At 66.9% G+C, this 22306-nt stretch carries 22 protein-coding genes; 5 read left to right on the forward strand and 17 right to left on the reverse strand.

Going from position 1 to position 22306, the window contains the following annotated elements; all coding sequences use genetic code 11:
• Nucleotides 1-165: 165 nt before the first annotated feature.
• Nucleotides 166-1521: a glutathione-disulfide reductase gene (gene gor, locus BCR55_RS08550; RefSeq protein ID WP_065494449.1), complete on the forward strand. Its 1356-nt coding sequence runs from the start codon at nt 166-168 to the stop codon at nt 1519-1521.
• Nucleotides 1522-1566: 45 nt separating this feature from the next.
• On the opposite strand, the gene BCR55_RS08555 is transcribed toward gor, so the two are convergent.
• The 11 genes from BCR55_RS08555 to BCR55_RS33365 form a co-directional block, all read right to left on the reverse strand.
• Complete coding sequence (locus BCR55_RS08555) at nt 1567-2868, reverse strand: FAD-binding oxidoreductase (RefSeq protein WP_059939380.1); 1302 nt, start codon at nt 2866-2868, stop codon at nt 1567-1569.
• Nucleotides 2869-2893: 25 nt separating this feature from the next.
• The gene (locus tag BCR55_RS08560) at nt 2894-4195 is read right to left on the reverse strand and encodes an FAD-binding oxidoreductase (protein WP_065494450.1); all 1302 of its coding nucleotides are present in this window, start codon (nt 4193-4195) and stop codon (nt 2894-2896) included.
• 113 nt (nt 4196-4308) lie between these two features.
• On the reverse strand, nt 4309-5886 hold the full coding sequence (locus BCR55_RS08565) for a DUF3138 family protein (RefSeq protein WP_065494451.1): 1578 nt from the start codon (nt 5884-5886) through the stop codon (nt 4309-4311).
• 101 nt (nt 5887-5987) lie between these two features.
• The gene (locus BCR55_RS08570) at nt 5988-6827 is read right to left on the reverse strand and encodes an ABC transporter permease subunit (RefSeq protein WP_012214289.1); all 840 of its coding nucleotides are present in this window, start codon (nt 6825-6827) and stop codon (nt 5988-5990) included.
• On the reverse strand, nt 6824-7810 hold the full coding sequence (locus tag BCR55_RS08575; RefSeq protein ID WP_006408008.1) for an ABC transporter permease subunit: 987 nt from the start codon (nt 7808-7810) through the stop codon (nt 6824-6826). Before BCR55_RS08575 ends, BCR55_RS08570 begins: the two co-directional genes overlap by 4 nt.
• Nucleotides 7811-7820: 10 nt before the next feature.
• The gene (locus BCR55_RS08580; RefSeq protein WP_065494452.1) at nt 7821-8975 is read right to left on the reverse strand and encodes an ABC transporter ATP-binding protein; all 1155 of its coding nucleotides are present in this window, start codon (nt 8973-8975) and stop codon (nt 7821-7823) included.
• A 188-nt stretch (nt 8976-9163) separates the two neighbouring features.
• Nucleotides 9164-10279: a polyamine ABC transporter substrate-binding protein gene (locus BCR55_RS08585; protein ID WP_006408006.1), complete on the reverse strand. Its 1116-nt coding sequence runs from the start codon at nt 10277-10279 to the stop codon at nt 9164-9166.
• Between the two features lie 61 nt (nt 10280-10340).
• Nucleotides 10341-11768 carry an aspartate aminotransferase family protein gene (locus BCR55_RS08590; protein ID WP_065494453.1) on the reverse strand — a complete coding sequence of 476 codons (1428 nt, stop codon included), beginning with the start codon at nt 11766-11768 and terminating at the stop codon, nt 10341-10343.
• Nucleotides 11769-11796: 28 nt separating this feature from the next.
• Nucleotides 11797-13134, reverse strand: a complete 1338-nt coding sequence (locus BCR55_RS08595) for a glutamine synthetase family protein (RefSeq protein WP_006408004.1) — start codon at nt 13132-13134, stop codon at nt 11797-11799.
• Between the two features lie 28 nt (nt 13135-13162).
• A complete protein-coding gene (locus BCR55_RS08600) occupies nt 13163-13948 on the reverse strand; it encodes a gamma-glutamyl-gamma-aminobutyrate hydrolase family protein (protein ID WP_065494454.1) in 786 nt (261 codons plus the stop codon).
• Between the two features lie 283 nt (nt 13949-14231).
• Complete coding sequence (locus BCR55_RS33365; protein WP_006402789.1) at nt 14232-14414, reverse strand: hypothetical protein; 183 nt, start codon at nt 14412-14414, stop codon at nt 14232-14234.
• A 437-nt stretch (nt 14415-14851) separates the two neighbouring features.
• Here BCR55_RS33365 and BCR55_RS08605 point away from each other — a divergent pair, with 437 nt between their 5' ends.
• Both BCR55_RS08605 and BCR55_RS08610 read left to right on the forward strand, forming a co-directional pair.
• Complete coding sequence (locus BCR55_RS08605) at nt 14852-15421, forward strand: cupin domain-containing protein (protein WP_065494455.1); 570 nt, start codon at nt 14852-14854, stop codon at nt 15419-15421.
• A gap of 83 nt (nt 15422-15504) precedes the next feature.
• Nucleotides 15505-16995 (forward strand): aldehyde dehydrogenase, encoded by a 1491-nt coding sequence (locus BCR55_RS08610; protein ID WP_006409659.1) that lies wholly within the window; start codon nt 15505-15507, stop codon nt 16993-16995.
• 45 nt (nt 16996-17040) lie between these two features.
• On the opposite strand, the gene BCR55_RS08615 is transcribed toward BCR55_RS08610, so the two are convergent.
• The gene (locus BCR55_RS08615; RefSeq protein WP_065494456.1) at nt 17041-17241 is read right to left on the reverse strand and encodes a heavy-metal-associated domain-containing protein; all 201 of its coding nucleotides are present in this window, start codon (nt 17239-17241) and stop codon (nt 17041-17043) included.
• Between the two features lie 346 nt (nt 17242-17587).
• Here BCR55_RS08615 and BCR55_RS08620 point away from each other — a divergent pair, with 346 nt between their 5' ends.
• Both BCR55_RS08620 and BCR55_RS08625 read left to right on the forward strand, forming a co-directional pair.
• Nucleotides 17588-17920: a cupredoxin domain-containing protein gene (locus tag BCR55_RS08620; protein WP_059939260.1), complete on the forward strand. Its 333-nt coding sequence runs from the start codon at nt 17588-17590 to the stop codon at nt 17918-17920.
• A gap of 6 nt (nt 17921-17926) precedes the next feature.
• Nucleotides 17927-18763 (forward strand): FTR1 family protein, encoded by an 837-nt coding sequence (locus tag BCR55_RS08625; protein WP_006402795.1) that lies wholly within the window; start codon nt 17927-17929, stop codon nt 18761-18763.
• Between the two features lie 117 nt (nt 18764-18880).
• On the opposite strand, the gene BCR55_RS08630 is transcribed toward BCR55_RS08625, so the two are convergent.
• The 5 genes from BCR55_RS08630 to glmS all read right to left on the reverse strand — a co-directional run bounded on the left by BCR55_RS08630 (nt 18881) and on the right by glmS (nt 22262).
• Complete coding sequence (locus BCR55_RS08630) at nt 18881-19099, reverse strand: hypothetical protein (protein ID WP_012467437.1); 219 nt, start codon at nt 19097-19099, stop codon at nt 18881-18883.
• The gene (locus BCR55_RS08635; protein ID WP_065494457.1) at nt 19099-19563 is read right to left on the reverse strand and encodes a hypothetical protein; all 465 of its coding nucleotides are present in this window, start codon (nt 19561-19563) and stop codon (nt 19099-19101) included. Before BCR55_RS08635 ends, BCR55_RS08630 begins: the two co-directional genes overlap by 1 nt.
• A 60-nt stretch (nt 19564-19623) precedes the next feature.
• Nucleotides 19624-19944 carry a DNA-binding transcriptional regulator gene (locus tag BCR55_RS08640; RefSeq protein ID WP_006402798.1) on the reverse strand — a complete coding sequence of 107 codons (321 nt, stop codon included), beginning with the start codon at nt 19942-19944 and terminating at the stop codon, nt 19624-19626.
• Nucleotides 19937-20302 (reverse strand): type II toxin-antitoxin system RelE/ParE family toxin, encoded by a 366-nt coding sequence (locus BCR55_RS08645; RefSeq protein WP_053297768.1) that lies wholly within the window; start codon nt 20300-20302, stop codon nt 19937-19939. Before BCR55_RS08645 ends, BCR55_RS08640 begins: the two co-directional genes overlap by 8 nt.
• A gap of 142 nt (nt 20303-20444) precedes the next feature.
• Nucleotides 20445-22262 (reverse strand): glutamine--fructose-6-phosphate transaminase (isomerizing), encoded by a 1818-nt coding sequence (gene glmS / locus BCR55_RS08650; RefSeq protein WP_012214280.1) that lies wholly within the window; start codon nt 22260-22262, stop codon nt 20445-20447.
• Nucleotides 22263-22306: the final 44 nt, after the last annotated feature.

A 22306-nucleotide genomic window follows, 5' to 3' on the forward strand; every position in this document is an offset into this window, starting at 1 on the left:
CGGACATGCGGTCGATCGGTGACGCATGACGACCCGGCAGTCGGATTGACCGGCGAGAGGCGACGTCTCTCGCCGTTTTTTATGCGCGCCCGCCGAGGGGGCGTTCCGCACGAATTCCCGAATCTTGCTATCGTGCCGTCATCCTGATCGAGATGAGGGCATGCGATGGACTTCGACTACGACCTGTTCGTGATCGGCGCCGGCTCGGGCGGCGTGAGGCTCGCGCGGATGTCCGCGTCGTACGGCGCGCGCGTGGGCATTGCGGAGCAAGAACAGATCGGCGGCACGTGCGTGCTGCGCGGCTGCATCCCGAAGAAGCTGCTCGTCTATGCCTCGCATTACCCGCACGACATCGAGGACGCGAAGGGCTTCGGCTGGACCTTCGGCGCCGGCACGCTCGACTGGCACGCGTTGATCGCCGCGAAGGATCGCGAGATCAACCGGCTCAGCGACATCTATGTGAACCTGCTGCGGCAATCGGGCGTCGACATGATCGCCGGGCGCGCGACGATCGTCGATGCGCATACGGTCGCCGTCGGCGAGCGGCGGATTCGCGCGCGCCACATCGCGATCGCGACCGGCTCGCGTCCGTCGCTGCCGCCGCGTCCGGGCATCGAGCACGCGATCACGTCGCGCGAAGCGCTGTCGCTCGACGCGCTGCCCGCGCGCATCGCGGTGGTCGGCGGCGGGTATATCGCGGTGGAGTTCGCGGGCATCTTCAACGGCTTCGGCAGCCGCGTCGACCTCTTCTATCGCGGCGAAACGATCCTGCGCGGCTTCGACGACGACGTGCGACAGTTCCTGTCCGACGAGATGACGAAGCAGGGCATCGCAATTCATACGGGCGCGACGATCCAGGCGATCGAGCGCGCCGACGACGGCACGCTGAGCCTGCGTGTCGGCGACGCACAGCATGGCCCGTACGATGCGGTGCTGTACGCGACGGGCCGCGTGCCGAACGTCGAAGGGCTCGGCCTCGAGGCGGCGGGCGTCGTGCTCGATGCGCGCGGCGCGATCGCGGTCGACGCGTATTCGGCGACGTCGGTCGATTCGATCCACGCGATCGGCGACGTGACGTCGCGGCCGCAGCTCACGCCGGTCGCGACGCGCGACGGCGCGCTGCTCGCGATGACGCTGTTCGGCGGCCGCCGTGTCGCGACCGATCACGAATGGGTGCCCTCGGCCGTGTTCAGCCAGCCGGAAGTCGCGACGGTCGGCCTCACCGAGGCGCGCGCGCGCGAGCAGTACGGTGCGGTCGACATCTACCGCACGTCGTTCAAGGCGCTGCGCCATACGCTGTCGGGGCGCGACGAGCGCACGCTGATGAAGCTCGTCGTCGCGCGCGACAGCCAGCGCGTGGTCGGCGCGCACATGGTGGGCCGCGAGGCGGGCGAGATCATCCAGGGCATCGCGATCGCGATCCGCGCGGGCGCGACGAAGGCGCAGTTCGACGAAACGATCGGCATTCATCCGACGGCGGCCGAGGAGTTCGTGACGATGCGGCAGAAGGTGGCCGACTAGCGGGGTGGGTGCGAACGTGCGTGGGTGCGCTCGCGCCCCGCGCGCTCAATGCACGCCGAACGCGTCGAGCAGCCGGTACCAGCTCATCGCGAGCACCAGCGCCGGCGTGCGCAGCGCGGCGCCGCCCGGAAAGTCGCGATGGCGGATCCGGCCGAACAGGTCGAAGCGGCTCGCCTGCCCGTCGATCGCCTCCGCGATCAGCTTGCCCGCCAGCGCGGTCGTGTTCACGCCGTGCCCCGAAAAGCCCTGCGCGAAATACAGCGTCGGTGCGATGCGGCCGAAGTGCGGCGCGCGGTTCATCGTGATGTCGACGAAGCCACCCCATGCGTAGTCGATCTTCACGTCGGCGAGCTGCGGGAACGTCTTCAGCATGTCGCGGCGCATCGCGTCCGCGAGATTGCGCGGCGGCAGCGTCGAATAGCTGACCTTGCCGCCCCACACGATGCGCGTGTCGGGCGCCGGCCGGAAATAGTCGAGCACGAAGCGGCTGTCGCAGATCGCCGCGCGTGCCGGCATCAGCGCGGCCGCGCGCGCGTCGCCGAGCGGTTCGGTCGCGATCACGTAGGTGCCGACCGGCATGATCTTTCTCGACAGTGCGGGCGCGAGCGTGCCGACGTAGGTATTGCAGGCGAGCACGACGTAGCGCGCGCGCACGTGGCCGCGTTCCGTCTCGACCAGGTGCCCGCCCGCGATGTCGCGCACGCGCGTCGCGCAGCTGTCCTCGTGAATGCGCACGCCGGCCTCGGTCGCCGCGCGCGCGAGCCCGAGCGTGTAGTTGAGCGGATGCAGGTGGCCGCTGTCCGGGTCGTACAGGCCGCCGCGATAGCGTGTCGACTGCACGTAGTCGCCCAGATCGGCACCGTCGACGAAGCGGAAACGGTCGTAGCCGAAGCGCGTCGCCGCTTCGTCGCGCCAGCGCTTCAGCGCATCGACGTCGCGTGCGGTATTCGCGGCGGTCAGGTAGCCCGGCACGAACGCGCAGTCGATGCGGTGCTGCGCGATGCGCGACTTCACGAGCGACAGCGTTTCGATGCCCATGTCCCAGATCCGCTTCACGTCCTCTTCGGGCATGAAGCGGCCGAACGTGTCGATGTCGCAGGCGAAGCCGCCGATCAGCTGCCCGCCGTTGCGGCCGCTCGCCGCCCAGCCGACGCGCGACGCCTCGAGCACGGTCACCGAATGGCCGCGCTCCGCGAGATTCAGCGCCGCCGACAGCCCCGTCAGCCCGGCGCCGATCACGCAGACGTCGGCGTCCGTGGCGCCGTCGAGCGGCGCGTGGCGCGTGACGTCGTTGGCGGTCGCGGCGTAGTACGACGCGGTGTGCGGCTGGTTCGCGAATGTCTGCATGGTCGAAAGACGAAGAAGAAGGAAGTCAGAACAGCTCGCGCACGCGGTGATAGAGCATGCCGAGTTCGAGCGCCGGTTGCCGCCAGGCGTCGCCGCCCGGAAAGCGGCGATGGCGCACGCGCGCGAACAGGTCGAAGGTGCGCGTGTCGCCGGCGATCGCGTCGGCGATCGCGCGGCCCGCGATGCCGGTCAGCGCGACGCCGTGCCCGCTGAAGCCCTGCACGTAGAAGAAGTTCGGATCGAGCGCGCCGAAGTCCGGCGCGCGGTTGCGCGTGACGTCGACGAAGCCGCCCCACGCATGCGCGACGCGCACGTCGGCGAGCTGCGGGAACACGCGCACCATGCGCTGCCGGATCGCATCGGCGAGCGTGTCGGGCGACGCGCCGGCCGAATTCGCGCGGCCGCCGAACAGCATCCGGTTGTCGGCCGACAGCCGGAAATAGTCGAGAAAGAAGTTGTTGTCGCACACGGCTTCGCGCCGGGCGATCAATGCATCGGCGCGATCCTGCGCGAGCGGTTCGGTCGCGATGATGTACGACGCGATCGGCGCGATGCGCGCGGCCGTCGCGGCCGGCAGGATGCCACCCGGCCCCGCGTTGCAGCACGACACGACGAAGCGGCAGCGCACTTCGCCGCCGGGCGTACGCACGACGGGCCGTGCACCGCGCACGACGTCGAGCGCCGGCGTATGCGCGTGCAGGGCGACGCCTTCGCGGCGCGCGGCCTCGGCAAGACCGAGGCAGTACTTCAGCGGATGCAGATGGCCGGACAGCGGATCGTGGACGCCGGCGAGATAGCGCGTCGAGGCGATGCGCGTGCGGATCGCATCGGCATCGAGCCACGCGAGCGACGGATGACCCCAGCGCGACGTCGCCGCGTCCATCCACGCGCGCAAGGCGTCGACGCCGCGCGGCTTCGTCGCGACCGTCAGATAGCCGCGCGTGAAGTCGCACTCGATGCCGTAGCGCGCGATCCGCTCGGCGATCAGCGCGAGGCCGTCGAACGACAACGACCACGCGGCGCGCGCGCCGTCGGCGCCGAGCTGCCGCTCGATTTCGTCGTCCTTCGCGAAACCCGCGATCGCCTGGCCGCCGTTGCGGCCGGATGCGCCCCAGCCGGGACGGTGCGCGTCGATCACCGCGACCGATAGCCCGCGCGCGCGGCAGTCGAGCGCCGTCGAGAGCCCGGCGAAACCGGCGCCGATCACGCAGACGTCGACATCGAGCGCGCCGTCGAGCGGCGCGTCGTCGGCCGCGCGTACGACCGACGCTTCGTAGTACGAGTCGCGCGCGAGCGCATCGGCGCGGCGGGCAAAAGACTGCTTCATGAACGGACTCCTGAATGGCGACCGGCGGCGGTCGTGCGGCACCGCGCGCCGGCCGGCCGAAACGGCGCGGGGCGCGCGGCACCACGCGGTACCGTGCGCCCGCGCGAACGCGATCAGAACGAATAGATGAACTGCGTCGCGAGCAGATCGTTCGACTTGCCGTACGAACCGTCGTTGCGCAGGAACACCTTGTTGTTCGCCCAGTCGTGCCGGTATTCGACCTTCACGGTGATCTGCTGCGTCGGATAGAACAGCAGGTCGAGCGCGACGTCCTGACGGATCGCGCCCTTGCAGTCGAAGCCGAGCCCGCCGTTCGCCTTCGACGTCGCGAGGCAGTCCGCGTCGACGCCGAAGCCGTTGTACGGATCCATCCCGTTGCCGTTCAGCGCGATGCCGCCGCCGCCGCCGCCGTTCTTGCGGTTCACGAGCGCATCGTAGCGCAGCGTCACGCCCATGCGGCCGACCACCGGCGCGTTGAACTTGCGGTGCGCGAGCAGCGACAGCCCGTACCACTGCGCGAGCCCGCCGTTGTACGCCGCATGCTGCTGCTGGCCGTAGTCGAGTTCGGCGTTGTATTGCACGTCGGCGAGCGTGTAGGTCGCGTCCGCTTCTGCGAAGAAGAACGTGCCGTAGGCGCTCGGCGCGGCGCCGCCAACGCCGTACGACACGTTGCCGGTCGCCGGGTCGATCGCGCTCGGCAAGGTCTGCCGGCCGATGTTGAACGACCCGCCGATGTCGAGCGCGCTCGACCAGGTGTAGTCCGCGCGTGCGGTGAAGGTCGGCACCTTGTTGCTGGTCGTGATCGGATCGCCGAGCGCGTTGGTGCCGGTCTGCGTGACCGAGCCGTAGGTGCGGTACTGCTCGTTGCCGAGGAAGAACTTCCACGCCCAGGCGCCCTTCGTGTAGTTCATGCCCGCGCCGACGTAGCTGCCCGGATCGGAGAAGTCGTACAGCAGGTTGTGCGTGAGCGTGAGCATCTGGTTCGACTGCTGGACCTCGTAGCCGCCGAAGCTCGGAATCAGGCCGGCGACGAGCGTCGTCGTCGCGGTGATCGGCACGTTCACGACCGCCGTGTTCAGCAGGTTGTCGGTAATCGAGCCGCGCGAGTTCTGCAGCAGCGTGATGCCGTTGCCGCGGTTCGGCATCAGCGTGATCTCGGCCGACGGAGCCATCGGGCCGACGCCGAACGTCTTCTTGATGTCGAGATAGAGGTCGCCGAACGTGCTGTTGAAGTAGTTGTACGCGTTCTCGTGGTTCGCGAACAGGAACGACGACGTGCCGGCCGCGCGGTTGTAGATGTAGGTCGGGTCGATGTAGCCGGTCACCGACAGCCCCGCGAGCGGCCCGACGTTCGCCGCGTCGGTCAGCGTGTCGACCTTCAGCTGCTGGCTCGCGATCTGCTGCTTCATCTCGGTCACGTCGTCGTTGGTCAGCATGGCCGGCGCCTTGCCGTAATCAGGCGAGCCCGGATCGGCGGCCACCGCGACCGGTGCGACGGGGGCCTTCGTGCCGCCCGACGTATTCGCGGCGGCGCCCGGCCGCGCGGCGAGCTGCGCCTGCATCGCCTTCATCTGCTGCTGCAGCGCCGCCACCTGCGCCTGCAGCGCCTTGATCTGCGCGGATGTCGAGTCGGCCAGCGCGATGCCCGGCAGTGCGCCGGCCACCAGCAGACAGATCAGTTTCTTCTTCATTGCGGATTCTCCTTGTCGTGCGCGTCGTCAATGCGTGGTCGAACGGCGCGCCGCCTAGCGCGACGCGCCGGGTTGTTTTCGGTACGGATGGCAGGGCGGGCTTACGCGGCCGCGAACGCGTGCTTCAAATCGGCCACGCGTCGGCGTTCGCGCGCGATCATCATCTGGTTCACGACGATCACGCCGATCGTCACGGCGGTGATGAACAGCGTCGCGAGTGCATTCATCTCCGGATTGAGTCCGAGCCGCACGCGCGAGAACACGACGAGCGGCAGCGTCGTCGAGCCGGGGCCCGACAGGAACGCCGACAGCACCAGATCGTCGATCGACAGCGTGAACGACAGCAGCCAGCCCGACAGCAGCGCCTGCGAGATCAGCGGCAGCGTGACGACGAAGAAGACCTTCAACGGCGTCGCGCCGAGATCGAGCGCCGCCTCCTCGAGCGACTTGTTCATCTCTTTCACGCGCGACTGCACGATGATCGCGACGTACGACACGCAGAGCATCACGTGGCCGATCCAGATCGTCACCATCCCGCGGCCCTTCGGCCAGCCGAACATCTGCTCGAGCGCGACGAACAGCAGCAGCAGCGAGATCCCTTGAATCACTTCGGGAATCACGAGCGGCGCGTTGATCATCCCCGTGTAGAGCGTGAAGCCGCGGAAGCGCCCGAAGCGCGCGAGCACGAAGCCGGCCCAGGTGCCGATCACGACCGACGCGGTCGCGGTCAGCAGGCCGATCTTCAGCGACAGCCAGGCGGCCGTCAGCAGCTCGTCGTCCTGCCAGAGCGCCGCATACCACTTCAGCGAGAAGCCGGACCACACGGTGACCAGCTTCGACTCGTTGAACGAGTACACGACGAGGCTGATGATCGGGATGTACAGAAACAGGAAGCCGAAGGCGAGAACGCCCGTCGACAGCGGTTTGCTCGGCTTGATCATTTCGCTTCCTCCAGTTCCTTGACCTGGTAGTACTGGAACAACGCCATCGGCACGAGCAGCAGCAGCACCATCGCGACGGTGACCGCGGACGCCATCGGCCAGTCCATGTTGTTGAAGAACTCATCCCACATGACGCGCCCGATCATCAGCGTGTCGGCGCCGCCGAGCAGCTCCGGAATCACGTATTCGCCGACCGCCGGAATGAACACGAGCAGGCTGCCCGCGATGATTCCGTTTTTCGACAGCGGCAGCGTGATGCGCGTGAATGCGACCCACGGCTTCGCGCCGAGGTCGTATGCGGCTTCGAGCAGCGTGAGGTCCATCTTCACGAGGTGCGCGTACAGCGGCATCACCATGAACGGCAGGTACGAATAGACCATCCCGATGTAGACGCCCGCGTCGCTGTGATAGAGCCGCAGCGGCGTGTGGATGATGCCGAGCGCGATCAGCGCGTGGTTCAGCAGGCCGTCGTCCTTCAGGATGCCGATCCACGCGTACACGCGAATCAGGAACGACGTCCAGAACGGCAGCATCACGGCCATCATCAGCACGTTGCGCGTGCCGGGCTCCGAGCGCGCGATGTAGTACGCCATCGGATAGCCGATCAGCAGGCAGAACACCGTCGATACGGCCGCCATCTTCAGCGAGCTGAGATAGGTCGCGACGTACAGGTCGTCCTGCAGCAGAAACGCGTAGTGCGACAGTTGCAGCGCGAAGTGCACGACGCCGTCCTTGACCTGCACGAGCGACGTGTACGGCGGAATGCCCATCACCTGATCGGCGAAGCTGATCTTCAGCACCAGCACGAACGGCAGCGCGAAGAAGACCGCGAGCCACAGGAACGGCACGCCGATCGCGACGCTGCGCCCGGACGGCAGCAGGCGAGACAGCGTGGGGAAACGCGCGCGGCGGCGCGGCGCCGCGGCAGCCGGCACGGCGCCGGGCGACACCGGCGCGGACGAAGGGGAAGCGGAGGTTCTCATCGTCGGCTCCTCACTGCGTCAGCACGACGCCGCTCGCCGGCGACCACGAGACGAACACGTCGTCGTTCCACGACGGCGCGCCGTCGTGCATCAGATGCGAGCTCGACAGGTTCGACACGACCGTCTTGCCGCTCGGCAGCCGCACGTGATACAGCGAGTAGCTGCCCATGTAGGCGATGTCGGTGACGACGCCGCGCGCCCAGTTGTGCGGTGCCTTCGGCTTCTCGCGCGACACGTGCACGCGCTCGGGGCGCACCGAGATGCCGACCGGCATCCCGAGCGGTCCCGTCACGCCGTGGCTCACGTACATGCGTGTTTCGAGATCGTCGCTCTCGACGAAGATGTGGTCGGGCTCGTCCTCGACGACGCGGCCCTCGAACAGGTTCGTCGAGCCGATGAATTCGGCCGAGAAGCGGCTGTTCGGATACTCGTAGACTTCGCCCGGCGTGCCGATCTGCACGATGCGGCCTTCGCTCATCACCGCGAGGCGGCTCGCCATTGTCATCGCTTCTTCCTGATCGTGCGTGACCATCACGCAGGTCACGTCGACCTTGTCGATGATGTTGACGAGTTCGAGCTGCGTCTTCTGCCGGATCTTCTTGTCGAGCGCGGACATCGGCTCGTCGAGCAGCAGCAGCTTCGGACGCTTGACGAGCGAGCGCGCGAGCGCGACGCGCTGCTGCTGGCCGCCCGACAGCTGGTGCGGCTTGCGCTTCGCGTACTTGCTCATCTGCACGAGCGCGAGCGCATCGGCGACGCGCTCGCGAATCTCGTGCTTCGGCGTGCCTTCCTGCTTCAGCCCGAACGCGACGTTCGATTCGACGCTCATGTGCGGAAACAGCGCGTACGACTGGAACATCATGTTCACCGGCCGGCGGTACGGCGGCAGCGACGCGAGATCTTCGCCGTCGACGTAGATCTTGCCCGACGTCGCGGTTTCGAGGCCGGCGAGCATGCGCAGCAGCGTCGACTTGCCGCAGCCCGAACTGCCGAGCAGCGCGAACAGCTCGTTCTTCGCGATCGTCAGGTTCACGTTGTCGACGGCGGTGCTGTCGCCGAACTTCTTCACGACGTTTTCGATGCGCACGAACGCGTCGTTGGCCGCACGGACCGGCGCGGCCGGCTGCACGTGGCGCGCAGCGGCGGAAGAGGGAATCGATTGCATGGGAGTCACCATTCGTTCTTCACGGATTGCAGGCGCGAGCGCTCCCGCACGAGGCGCGCAACGCGACTCGCGGAAAACGGCTCGGGCCGGATGGAACAGGTGCGCGCGGCGCGCGCGGGCGGACCCTGTCCGCGAATGTCAGGCGCGCGGCAGGCGGGCGGCCTGCGCGACGCCGTGCGGCATCGCGGTCAGTGGCCGGTCTTCAGCTGCGCCCACAGGCGGTTTTCCAGCCGCAGGATCTCGGCCGGCATCGGCTTCATCAGCACCATCTTCTTCAGCACCTCTTCCGAGGGATACACGGTCGGGTCCTGGGCGACGGCCGGCGTCACGAACTGGCGCGCGGCCTTGTTCGCGGTCGGATAGAACACCGTGTTCGTGATGGCCGCGTTGACCTTCGGATCGGACACGTAGTTGATCCACTTCAGCGCGTTCTCGGGATGCGGCGCATCCTTCGGGATCACCATCACGTCGAACCACAGCAGCCCGCCTTCCTTCGGATTGGCGAAGCGGATGTCGTACGAGCGCTTCGCTTCGGCCGCGCGGCGATGCGCGATGCCGACGTCGCCCGACCAGCCGAGCGCGACGCAGACGTCGTTGTTCGCGAGGTCGTTGATGTAGCCCGACGAATTGAACTGCGTGATGTACGGCCGGACTTTCTTCAGCACGTCGAAGGCGGCCTGATAGTCGGCCGGATTCGTGCTGTTCGGGTTCTTGCCCATGTATTGCAGCGTGGCCGCGAACACGTCGACGGCCTGATCGAGGATCGACACGCCGCAGCTCTTCAGCTTCTCCATGTTGGTCGGATCGAACACGAGCGCCCAGCTGTCGACGGGCGCCTTGTCGCCGAGCGCCTTCTTCACCGCCTGCACGTTGTAGCCGATCCCGTCGGTGCCGTATGCCCAGGGCACGCCGTACTGGTTGCCCGGATCGGCGTCGGAGATCATCTTCATCAGCACGGGATCGAGGTTCGCGAGATTGGGCAGCTTCGACTTGTCGAGCTTCTGGTACACGCCGGCCTGAATCTGCTTGGCCATGTAGTTCGACGTCGGCACGACGATGTCGTAGCCCGAGCTGCCGGCGAGCAGCTTGGCCTGCAGCGTGTCGTCGCTGTCGTAGTTGTCGTACTTCACGTGGATGCCGGTCTGCTTCTGGAAGTTCGGAATCGTGTCCGGCGCGATGTAGTCGGACCAGTTGTAGACGTTCAGCTCGTCGGCATGCGCCGATGGGCTGGCGACGGACGTGAACGCGGCCGCTGCGGCAAGGGCAGCGGCGGAGCAGGCATGACGAAGAAAGCGAGCACGCATGGTGGAGTTCCCCTGGTTGTGGCGGCGTGCGGCGCCCGCCGCACACCTGTAGGCAAAGCCGTTACGAAAGGCCCAGCTGCTGGGCGGTCGCATCGACGGCCCGCTTCGCCTTCGACACGAGTTCATCGATTTCCTGCCGCGAGATCACGAGCGGCGGCGACAGCAGCATCCGGTCGCCGGTCGCGCGCATGATCAGGTTGCCGTTGAAGCAGAAGTCGCGGCACATCGTGCCGACGTCGCCGCCGTTCGCGAAGCGGCGGCGTTCGGCCGGCGCCTCGGCGAGCTGCAGGCTCGCGACGAGCCCGTGGCCGTGCACTTCGCCGACGATCGGATGACGTGCGAACGTCTCGCGCATCAGTGCCTGGAAGTACGGGCCCGTGTCGCGCTTCACGCGCTCGACGATGCCCTCGTCGCGCAGCAGCTTGAGGTTCGCGACCGCCACCGCCGCGGCCACCGGATGCCCCGAATACGTGAGCCCGTGATTGAATTCGCCGTTGTCGATGATTGGCCGCGCGACGCGCTCGTGAATGCCGACCGCGCCCATCGGCACGTAGCCCGACGTGAGCCCCTTGGCCATCGTGATCAGATCGGGTTCGAAGCCGAAGTGCTGATGCGCGAACCATTCGCCGGTACGGCCGAAGCCGCCGATCACTTCGTCGGCGACGAGCAGAATGTCGTACTTGCGGCAGATTCGCTGGATTTCCGGCCAGTACGTCGACGGCGGAAAGATCACGCCGCCGGCACCCTGGAACGGCTCGCCGATGAATGCCGCGACATTCTCCGCGCCGAGCTCGAGAATCTTCGCTTCGAGCTGCTGCGCACGCGCGAGGCCGAACGCTTCGGGCGTCTCGCCCGGCTGCGCTTCGCCGAAGAAATACGGCTGATCGATATGGACGATGTGCTCGACCTTCGACGGCATCTGCTCGTGCATGTAGCCCATGCCGCCGAGCGTGCCGCCCGCGATCGTCGAGCCGTGATAGCCGTTCTTGCGCGAAATCACGTACTTCTTCTGCGGCTTGCCCTGCACGCGCCAGTACTGATGCACGACGCGCAGCACGGTGTCGTTGCCTTCCGAGCCGCTGTTGCAATAGAAGAAGTGGTTGAAGCCGGGCGGCGTGACTTCGGCCAGCATCGCCGAGAGTTCGATCACCGGCGGGTGCGTGGTCTTGAAGAACGTGTTGTAGAACGGCAGCTCTTGCAGTTGCCGATAAGCGGCGTCGGCCAGCTCCTTGCGGCCGTAGCCGACGTTCACGCACCAGAGCCCGGCCATGCCGTCGATGATCTGGTTGCCGTCGGAGTCCCACAAATAGACGCCGTCGGCCTTCACGATCACGCGGCTGCCGGCGCGGTTCAGCGCGCCCATGTCGGAGAACGGATGGATGTGGTGCGCGGCGTCGAGCGCGCGGTATTCGGCGGTCGAGCGCGCCTGCGTCGCGCGGGCCGCCGGTGCGGCGGGCTGGATCCACGCGGATTCGTTGCGATAGGTCATGTTTCCTCCGGATTGCGGTTGTGCGCGCTTACACGTGCAGCAGCAGATGACGGCGTTCCCACGAGCTGATCACGCGGAAGAACGCTTCGTATTCGGTCTCCTTCAGCGCGAAATACGCTTTCAGGAACTTGTGGCCGAGGATCTCGCCGAGCGGCTCGCATGCCGACATCAGCGTGAGCCCGTCCTCGAGATTGCGCGGCAGCTGATACGGCAGCGAGTAGCCGTCGCTGACGAGCGGCTCGGTCGGCTCGAGCCGCTGCGTGATGCCGAGATAGCCGGCCGCGAGCGTCGCGGCGAGCGCCAGATACGGATTGCAGTCGACGCCCGGAATCCGGTTCTCGATGCGCCGCGCGGCCGGGCTCGAATGCGGAATGCGAAAGCCGACCGTGCGGTTGTCGTAGCCCCACTGCACGTTGATCGGCGCGGCCATGAACCGCGACAGCCGGCGATACGAGTTGATGTACGGCGCGAAGATCGGCATCAGCGCGGGCGTGTACTTCTGCAAGCCGGCGAGGAAGTTGTAGAACATCGACGTCGCGCCGCCCGTTTCCGGCGACGTGAACAGGTTCTGGCCGCTTTCCTCGTCGACGATGCTCTGATGCACGTGCATTGCCGAGCCCGGTTCGCCTTCCATCGGCTTCGCCATGAAGGTCGCGTACATGTTGTGACGCAACGCCGCTTCGCGCACCGTGCGCTTGAACAGGAACACCTGATCGGCGAGCGACAGCGCATCGCCGTGCATGAAGTTGATCTCCATCTGCGCGGCACCGACTTCATGGATCAGCGTGTCGATGTCGAGGTCCTGCGTCTCGCAGTATTCGTAGATGTCTTCGAACAGCGGATCGAACTCGTTGACGGCCTCGATCGAATACGACTGGCGGCCCGTTTCCGGCCGGCCCGTGCGGCCGACGGGCGGACGCAGCGGCAGGTCGGGGTCCTTGTTCATGTCGACCAGATAGAACTCGAGCTCGGGCGCGACGACCGGCTTCCAGCCTTTCTTCTTGTACAGGTCGAGCACGCGGCGCAGCACGTAGCGCGGCGAGATCTCGACGGGCGAGCCGTCGAAGTGCACGCAGTCGTGGATCACCTGCGCGGTCGGATCGACGGCCCACGGAATCAGCCGGATCGTCGACGTGTCGGGTACGCACACCATGTCGGGATCGGTGACGCCGGAGAGCGACCCGTCGTCCGGATAGTCGCCGGTGACGGTCTGCACCATCACGGCCTGCGGCAGCCGCATCGATTCGCCGGACGTGAACTTGTTGCGCGGCGTGATCTTGCCGCGCGCGATGCCGGCCATGTCGGGAATGATCGCTTCGATCTCGGTAATCCGGTGCTGCTTCAGAAAGTCTTCGATGTCTTGCATGTTCGTTCTCGTAAGTGGGTCCGCGCGCTCAGGCGAGCGCAGCGGCGGGCCGGGCATGCGAACGCGCGTCGCGGCGCGCGCGGCACGCACCGCCGAACGCGCGGAAGATCGCGCTCGACAGCGGGTCGTACGCGTGCCGCCATTCCGGATGCCATTGCACGGCGAGCGCGAAGGCGCGCGCATCGACGACGCTGACGGCCTCGATCAGCCCGTCCGGCGCGACGGCTTCGATCGCGAGGCTCGAACCGAGCTGCGCGATGCCTTGCTTGTGCAGCGAATTCACCTGCACTTCGTCGCGGCCGCCGGCGAGCTTGTGCAGGATGCCGCCCGGCGTCACCCGCACCGTGTGCGCGGGGCCGTACTGCACGTTCAGCGGCGCGTCGTCGTCCTCGCGGTGATCGGCGAGGCCCGGCACTTCGTGCACGCGCTGATGCAGCGTGCCGCCGCAGACGACGTTCAGCTCCTGAAAGCCGCGGCATACCGCAAGCACGGGCACGCCGGCCGCGATCGCGGCGCGCATCAGCGGCAGCGTCGTCGCATCGCGGGCCGGGTCGTGCTTCGTGCCCGGTGCGCTCGGTTCGCCGCCGTATCGGTGCGGCTCGATGTTCGAATAGCTGCCGGTAAACAGCAGGCCGTCGACGACGTCGAGCACGTCGTCGACCGATTGGCGTTCGCCGAGCGCGGGCAGCAGCATCGCGAGCGCCTGCGCGCCGTCGACGATGGCGGCGACGTACTTGTCGCCGACCGTATGCGACGCGTGTGCGCCGATCTGCGTGTAGTCGGCGGTGATGCCGACGAGAGGTTTCCTTTCCATGACGTCGATCAGTGCTCCATAGGATCGTTGCACGCGCATCGCCGCGTCGGGAAAAACGCAGGCGTGCAACGGCCCCGCAGCCTCGCGAAACACGCGAGGCCGCTGCCAAGGGCGCGCAGCGGGACGACAGCGCGATCGGCGCTGCGCATGACGGTCAGGCCGTCGTTCGTTTCATTGCGGCATGCGCCGCGGCAATGAGCGTGCGAACGCATTCCGTCACCGCGCGCGAGCGGCGGCTGACGAATCGGCTAACGAAACGAACGACGTGCAGAAAGGAGAGGCGCTACGGCAGCAGCGATGCCACTTCGTCGGTATCGACGGCGACGAATGCGCGTGCGGACACGGCGTTGTGACGCCGAACGGAACGACGAGACAGGATGGTGTAGATGGACAGATGCAGCAGGCGAGGACTATGCCAGCCGCAACTGCCGTCGGAAGCGGGAGCGGCGCTGCGCAGACTTCGCACATCGCCTCGATCCCACCTCACCAGAGGGCCACGGACTCTCACGATTACACTCGACTGGTTCGTTGAAAGTATTGAACACCTGATCGTTTCAACGCGCGGGGCGTTTAAAATAATCGAGGCGCCGGTTTTGCGTCATTTACATCGACGGGTATCGATTTTTGCACTGCGATAACCCGTTTTGGCGTTGATGCAAGCCAATGACGCCAACCTGAGAGCCAGCATATACGAGCCAAAAACGGCGTCAAATGTTTTTTGACGGTGTCGTATCAGGGCTTTCCCGATGCAGTCCGAACAAAATATTCGACAAAGGAATAAGCTCGGACGTGTTCATTATTTCGATCGGCTTTCAGGGTTTTCCCCGCTGATGCGCGGCATAAAGTGATTAGAATATTCAACGGCTGCTCCAGCGTCGTTTTCACTTTTTCACCGCGCCTATCGTGTCCGAAACCGAATCGAAGTCCACCGAAGTCGCCGAGCGCCTGCGTTTCGTGCGCAACAAGCATGGCCTGTCGCAGCGCGAACTCGCGAAGCGCGCGGGCGTCACCAACGGCACGATCTCGCTGATCGAGCAGGGGCGCGTCAGTCCTTCCGTCGGGTCGCTGAAGAAGCTGCTCGAATGCATTCCGATGAGCCTCGCGGAGTTCTTCACGTTCGAGCTCGTCGAGTCGCGTTCGGTCGTGTCGCGTCGCGACGAGATGCCGAACCTCGGCAACGAGTCGCTCGCGTTTCATCTCGTCGGCGCCGGCGTGAAGGATCGCAACATGTGCATCATGCGCGAGATCTATCAGCCGCACGCCGATACGGGCCCCGAGATGCTCGCGCATGCGGGGCACGAGGGCGGCGTCGTCGTGTCGGGCCGGCTCGAGCTGACCGTCGACGGCGCGACGTGGCTGCTCGACCCCGGAGACGGCTACTACTTCGAGAGCCGTTTGCCGCACCGTTTTCGCAATCCCAGCGCGGACCAGATTTGCGAGGTCGTGTCGGCCAATTCGCCGGCGACCTTCTGACCGCGCGTCACCACATTCGCGGCGGCCGCGCATCGCGCGCACCGGACGTCGAGCCGCGAATGCCATCACATTGAGGCATCCTGATGAACAAGTTGACTTTGGCTGACTGGCAGGACAAGGCGGCGTCGCTCGCGATCGAAGGGCGCGCATTCATCGACGGCACGCTGCGCGATGCGCATGGCGGCCGCACGTTCGACTGCGTGAGCCCGATCGACGGCCGCGTGCTGACGAAGGTCGCCGATGGCGGCGAAGCCGACGTGAACGCAGCCGTCGCGGCCGCACGGCGCGCCTTCGACGCGGGCGTCTGGGCCGGCCTGAATCCGCGTGCGCGCAAGGCCGTGCTGCTGCGCTGGGCCGCGCTGATGCGCGCGCATCTCGACGAGCTCGCGCTGCTCGAAACGCTCGATGCCGGCAAGCCGATCGGCGACACGACGACGGTCGACGTGCCGGGCGCCGCGTACTGCGTCGAGTGGTTCGCGGAAGCGATCGACAAGGTCGGCGGCGAAGTGGCGCCGGCCGATCATCATCTGGTCGGGCTCGTCACGCGCGAGCCGGTCGGCGTCGTCGCGGCGGTCGTGCCGTGGAATTTCCCGATCCTGATGGCCGCATGGAAGTTCGGCCCCGCGCTCGCGGCCGGCAACAGCGTCGTGCTGAAACCGTCGGAGAAGTCGCCGCTCACCGCGATCCGCGTCGCGCAGCTCGCGTTCGAGGCCGGCATCCCGCCGGGCGTGTTCAACGTCGTGCCGGGCGCGGGCGAACCGGGCAAGCTGCTCGCGCTGCATCCGGACGTCGACTGCATCGCGTTCACGGGCTCGACGGCGGTCGGCAAGCTGATCATGCAGTACGCGGCGCAGTCGAACCTGAAGCGCGTGTGGCTCGAACTCGGCGGCAAGTCGCCGAACATCGTGCTGCCCGATTGCCCGGATCTCGACCGTGCGGCACAGGCGGCGGCCGGGGCGATCTTCTACAACATGGGCGAGATGTGCACGGCCGGCTCGCGCCTGCTCGTGCATCGCGACATCAAGGACGCGTTCGTCGAAAAGCTCGTCGCGGCCGCGCGCGCGTACGTGCCCGGCAATCCGCTCGATCCGTCGGTGTCGATGGGGGCGATCGTCGATCGCGTCCAGCTCGAGCGCGTGCTCGGCTATATCGACGCGGGCCGCAAGGAGGGCACGCTCGTCACGGGCGGCGCGCGTGTGAAGGAAGAGACGGGCGGCTTCTACGTCGAGCCGACCGTGTTCGAGGTGAAGCCCGACGCGAAGATCGCGCGCGAGGAAATTTTCGGGCCGGTGCTGTCGCTGATCGTGTTCGACGATGTCGACGAGGCCGTGCGGATCGCGAACGACACCGAATACGGGCTTGCGGCCGCCGTGTGGACGTCGAACCTGACGACCGCGCACGACGTGTCGCGCCGGCTGCGCGCGGGCACCGTGTGGGTGAACTGCTACGACGAGGGCGGCGACATGAACTTCCCGTTCGGCGGCTACAAGCAGTCGGGCAATGGCCGCGACAAGTCGCTGCACGCGCTCGAGAAGTACACGGAACTGAAGTCGACGCTCGTGCGGCTGCGCTGACGTGCATGCGCGCGCATCGTCGAGCGACGATGCGCGCGGTGCGCGTTACGCGCTGCGCAGCGCCGGATGGAACCCGGCTGCCTCGATGACGGCCTGCACGCGCTCGGCGCCTTGCGCGGATTCGACCTTGACGGTCTTCGCCGCGACGTCGATATCGAGCTTCGCGCCCGGATCGGCGGCCGTCACCGCGCGCGTGATCGCGCTGGCGCAGCCGCCGCAGGTCATGTCCTGAACTTCGAATTCCATCGTGCTCTCTCCTTGGCTGATTGACGGTCGATGAATGGTCCGATGATGAAGCTTGCCACGGTGGGAAGGTCAAGCGTCGTCATCGGTGCGTTCGGCGTCGCGCGCTGTCGGCCGCGCGTAAGGCGGTCGTCCGACGAATGCGTGCGGCAGGATACGCGCGCCGCTCGGTGTTTGGCCGAATTGACCGCGCACGCGCGGCGGCGCATTTGCGTATGAGCCTTGTCGGGCCGCACGCGCTGCGCGCGCTATGGAGCGGCATCCCCATTGCGTTCACAAGGGCATTCGGATTGAAAATGCGAATCGCTCTTAGTATCGAGGCCCCTCAAGCTCTGTTCGGTCTTCGATCATGAATCGTATCGCTTTCGGTTTCGCGCTGGCGCTGATCGGCGCCAGCGTCACGCCCGCGTTCGCGGCGGACGACGTCGTCAACCTGACGCTGAAGGATCACAAGTTCTCGCCGGACGGCGTGACGATCCCGGCCGGCAAGAAGGTGAAGTTCGTCGTGAAAAACCTCGACGCGACGCCGGCCGAATTCGAAAGCGACGACTTCAAGGCCGAGAAGGTCGTTCCGGCCGGCAAGTCGGTCGAGATTCTCGTCGGGCCGCTGAAGGCCGGCACGTACGAGTTTCACGACGAGTACCACGAAGCGCAGTCGAAGACGCATCTGACCGTCAAGTAAGCCTCCATGCTGTCCACTGCGCTGATCGTCTTCCGGGAAGTGCTCGAGGCCGCGCTCGTGGTCTCGATCGTGATGGCCGCCACGCGCGGCGTGCCGCGGCGCGGCTGGTGGGTCGGCGGCGGGCTGGTCGGCGGCGTGATCGGCGCGGGGCTGATCGCGGCGTTCGCCGACGTGATCTCGCAGTGGGCGTCGGGAATGGGGCAGGAAGTCTTCAACGCCGGCGTGATGTTCGTCGCGACGCTGATGCTCGCGTGGCACAGCATCTGGATGAGCCGCCACGGCCGCGAAATGGCGATGCAGATGAACGCGGTGGGCCGTGCGGTCGCCGCGGGCAGCAAGCCGCTGACGGGGCTCGCGATCGTCGTCGGCGTCGCGGTGCTGCGCGAAGGCTCGGAAGCCGTGCTGTTCCTGTACGGGATCGCCGCGGGCGACCCCGGCCAGACGCCGCAGATGATCGCCGGCGGCCTGCTCGGCGTGCTCGGCGGTGCGGGGCTCGGCTACGCGATGTATGCGGGGCTGCTGCAGATTCCGCTGAAGCGTCTGTTCTCGGTCACGAACTGGCTGATCGTGCTGCTCGCGGCCGGCATGGCGAGCCAGTGCGTCGGCTTCCTGCTCGCGGCCGGCCTCGTGCCGTCGTGGGGCGACACGATCTGGGATACGTCCTGGCTGCTGAAGGAATCGAGCCTCGTCGGCAAGGCGCTGCATACGCTGATCGGCTATACCGCGCGGCCGGCCGGCATCCAGATCGCCGCGTACGTCGCGACGCTCGCGGCGATCGTCGTGCTGTCGCGCGTCGTCGGGCGTCAGCAGCGCACGGTGCAGCCGCCGCGTTCGGCGGCGTAGCGCGCGTTTGCGGATCGCAGATGAAAGAAGGGGCGTCGTGGACGCCCCTTCTTTCGTTTGGCACGGCGACAACCGCACGCGTACCGCTGCGGCGACCGGCGCGATCCGGCGAATCGGTCAGCGGTGGTTGTCGATCCACGCGCGCGCCCATTCGAGCCCTGCTTCGCGCGCTTCGTCCTCGGTATCGAACACGCCGAGCACGCCCGACGCTTCGACGAGCTTGTTGTTCTGCGTGATCGTGCCGCTCGCCGCGAAGCGCTCCGGCTGCAGGATCTCGTCCTGCTGCAGGATCGCGTGGCCCCAGATCTGGTAGCCGCAATAGTTTTCCGCTTCCATCATCGCGTCACCTCGGCCGCGCCGTGGCGCGTGCCGACGCGCAGCACGTTGCCGTCCGGCGTGTACTGTCGCGGAATGTCGGAGAAGTCGAGCGCGTGCGGTGCATCGGGCGCGGCCGGCTGCATCACGGTGAGCCGGCCCGGCGCGGGCTGCTCGACGGGACGCGGCGCGACCGGCGTGTCGACCGCGGCGGGCGCGCGATGCGGCTCGGCTTTCAGCGCTTGCGCGACACGGCGCTTGTGTGGCGGCTTCGCGATGGCTTTCGATTGCGCGCTTGCGTGCTTCTCCGCGCCTTTGGTCGCATGCGCGTCGGCGCTCGGGCGTGCACCCGGCGTGCGCGAAGGCGTACGAGCCGCCGGCAAGCGCGCCTCGGGCGGGTTCCAGACCTCGACGTAGTGCTCGGCCGCCCAGCCCGTCGACGCGAACGTCAGCGCCAGCAATCCGCATCCAAACAGTCTTACCATGGTCTCTCCGTCAAATTCTTTTCGGCGCGCGAGGGCGGCCGGCGAGGCGTAAAGGCGTGCTCAGGAGAACACCTCGAGCCCGTGCTTCTCGACGATCTGCAGCATGCGCGCTGCGATGCCGCTCGGCCGCTTGTCGCCCTGTTCCCATTGGCGGATCGTCGACGTCGTCGTGTTCAGATAGAGCGCGAACACGCTCTGGCTGACGTTGACCGATTTGCGGATGCGCGCAATCGCCTCCGGCGCGAACTGCGGCGCGGCCTCGATGCAGAGCGCGTCGTATTCGCGCATCGTCTTCTTGTCGATCAGGTTGGCGCGATAAAGACCGGACGCGGCGCTGTGGATCGCCTCCGTTGCGTCGCTCTTGAACCGACTCTTAGCCATTGCAAATCTCCACAAGCTCATCCAGTGCGATCAGCGTTGCGAGGTCGCCGTCGGTGCGATGCCCGAAATCGACCGCAAGCTGTCTGAAGACGCGCAGTTCGCGTTCGTCGATGTCGTCCCGGTCGCATTTCGCGAACAGGAACACGAACACCCACGCCTGCTCGATCCTGCCCAGCACGATTGCGCGCCGACGGTTGCCGTCGAGGCGCTTCTTCCAGACGTTGCCGCCGAGATCGACGCCCTGGCCGCGCGCCAGCTCGCGCACTGCGCGGCATAGCTCGGCGTCGACGATTCTCGCTTTTCGGGCGGCCTTGTGAAACCACTTGGTCTTGAAAACGCGTCGTGCGGAAGCAGGCATGACGGGCCGATCGAGCTAGCACAGCATTATATACCACTTAGTGGTATAAATCTCGCGCTGGCCGAACGGCCGACAGCAGCCGGCCCGGCACCGGCGCGCGACCGGGATGGCCCCGTGGGGCGTTCCCGAGCGCGGTACTGCCTTATTCCACCGTCACCGACTTCGCGAGGTTCCGCGGCTTGTCGACGTCGGTGCCGCGCGCGCATGCGGTGTGATACGCGAGCAGCTGCAGCGGCACCACGTGCAGGATCGGCGACAGTTGCCCGTAGTGCTCGGGCATCCGGATCACGTGCAGGCCGTCGCCGTTGACGATCTGCGTGTCCGCATCGGCGAACACGTACAGCTCGCCGCCGCGCGCACGCACTTCCTGCATGTTCGATTTCAGCTTCTCGAGCAGCGTGTCGTTCGGCGCAACGGTAATCACCGGCATCGCTTCGGTGACGAGCGCGAGCGGGCCGTGCTTCAGCTCGCCGGCCGGATACGCCTCCGCGTGGATGTACGAGATTTCCTTCAGCTTCAGCGCGCCTTCGAGCGCGATCGGGTAGTGCAGCCCGCGGCCGAGGAACAGCGCGTTTTCCTTGCGCGCGAATTCGTCGGCCCACGCGATGATCTGCGGCTCGAGCGCGAGCACGCTGTTCAGCGCGGCCGGCAGATGGCGAAGCTGCTTCAGATATTCCGTTTCCTGCGCGGCGTCGACGTGCCCGCGCAGCTTGCCGAGCGTCGCGGCGAGCACGAACAGCGCGACGAGCTGCGTCGTGAACGCCTTCGTCGACGCGACGCCGATCTCGGTGCCCGCGTGCGTGAGGAACTGCATGCCGGTCAGGCGCACCATCGCGCTCGTCGCGACGTTGCAGATCGCGAGCGTGTGCGTATGGCCGAGCGCTTGCGCGTGCTTGAGCGCGGCGAGCGTGTCGGCCGTTTCGCCGGACTGCGAGATCACCAGCACGAGCTGGCGCGGGTTCGGCACCGAGTCGCGATAGCGGTATTCGCTCGCGATCTCGACCTGCGTCGGGATCTTCGCGATCGACTCGAGCCAGTATTTCGCCGTCAGCCCCGAGTAGTAGCTCGTGCCGCACGCGAGGATCAGCAGGCTGTCGATCTGCGCGAACGCGGCGGGCGCGGCGTCGCCGAACAGCGTCGCGTCGAACGCGTCCGTCTGCGGTACCGTGTCGCCGATCGCGCGCGGCTGCTCGAAGATTTCCTTCTGCATGAAGTGGCGATACGGGCCGAGTTCGACCGCGCCGCCGTAGGCGCTGACCACGCGGATCTCGCGCTGCGCGAGCGCGCCGTGGCGATCGACGATCTTCACGCCGTCGAGCGACAGCTCGCAGACGTCGCCTTCCTCGAGGAACGTGAAGCGGTCGGTGCTGCCGGCGAGCGCAAGCGCGTCGGACGCGACGAAGTTCTCGCCGTCGCCGTGGCCGACCACGAGCGGCGAGCCCTGACGCGCGCCGACGACCGTATGCGGCTGATCCTTGTGGATCACCGCGATGGCATACGCGCCGTGCAGCTGCTGCACCGCTTCGCGCACGGCGTCGAACAGATCGCCGCGGTAGAGGCTGTGCACGAGGTGCGCGATTACTTCGGTGTCCGTTTGCGACACGAACTCGTAGCCCTTCGCGCGCAGCGCGTCGCGCAGCGGCTCGAAGTTTTCGATGATGCCGTTGTGCACGAGCGCGAGCGCGCCGGACGAGAAGATCGGATGCGCGTTGTGCGTCACGGGCGCGCCGTGCGTCGCCCAGCGCGTATGCGCGATGCCGGTCGTGCCTTCGAGGTGCGAGTCGCGAACCTGCGCGTCGAGATCGGCGACGCGCGCGACGCTGCGCGCGCGCTTGGGCGCATCCGCTTCGAGCACGGCGACGCCGCACGAATCGTAGCCACGGTATTCGAGGCGCCGCAATCCTTCGATCAGCACCGGAACGATATTACGCTGCGCAACTGCGCCGACAATGCCGCACATGAATGGTCAATCCTGTAAGTCGACGCGGGCGCCGCGCGGCGCCC

The organism is Burkholderia sp. CCA53, assembly GCF_001685525.1.
GTDB classification, from domain to species: Bacteria; Pseudomonadota; Gammaproteobacteria; order Burkholderiales; family Burkholderiaceae; genus Burkholderia; species Burkholderia multivorans.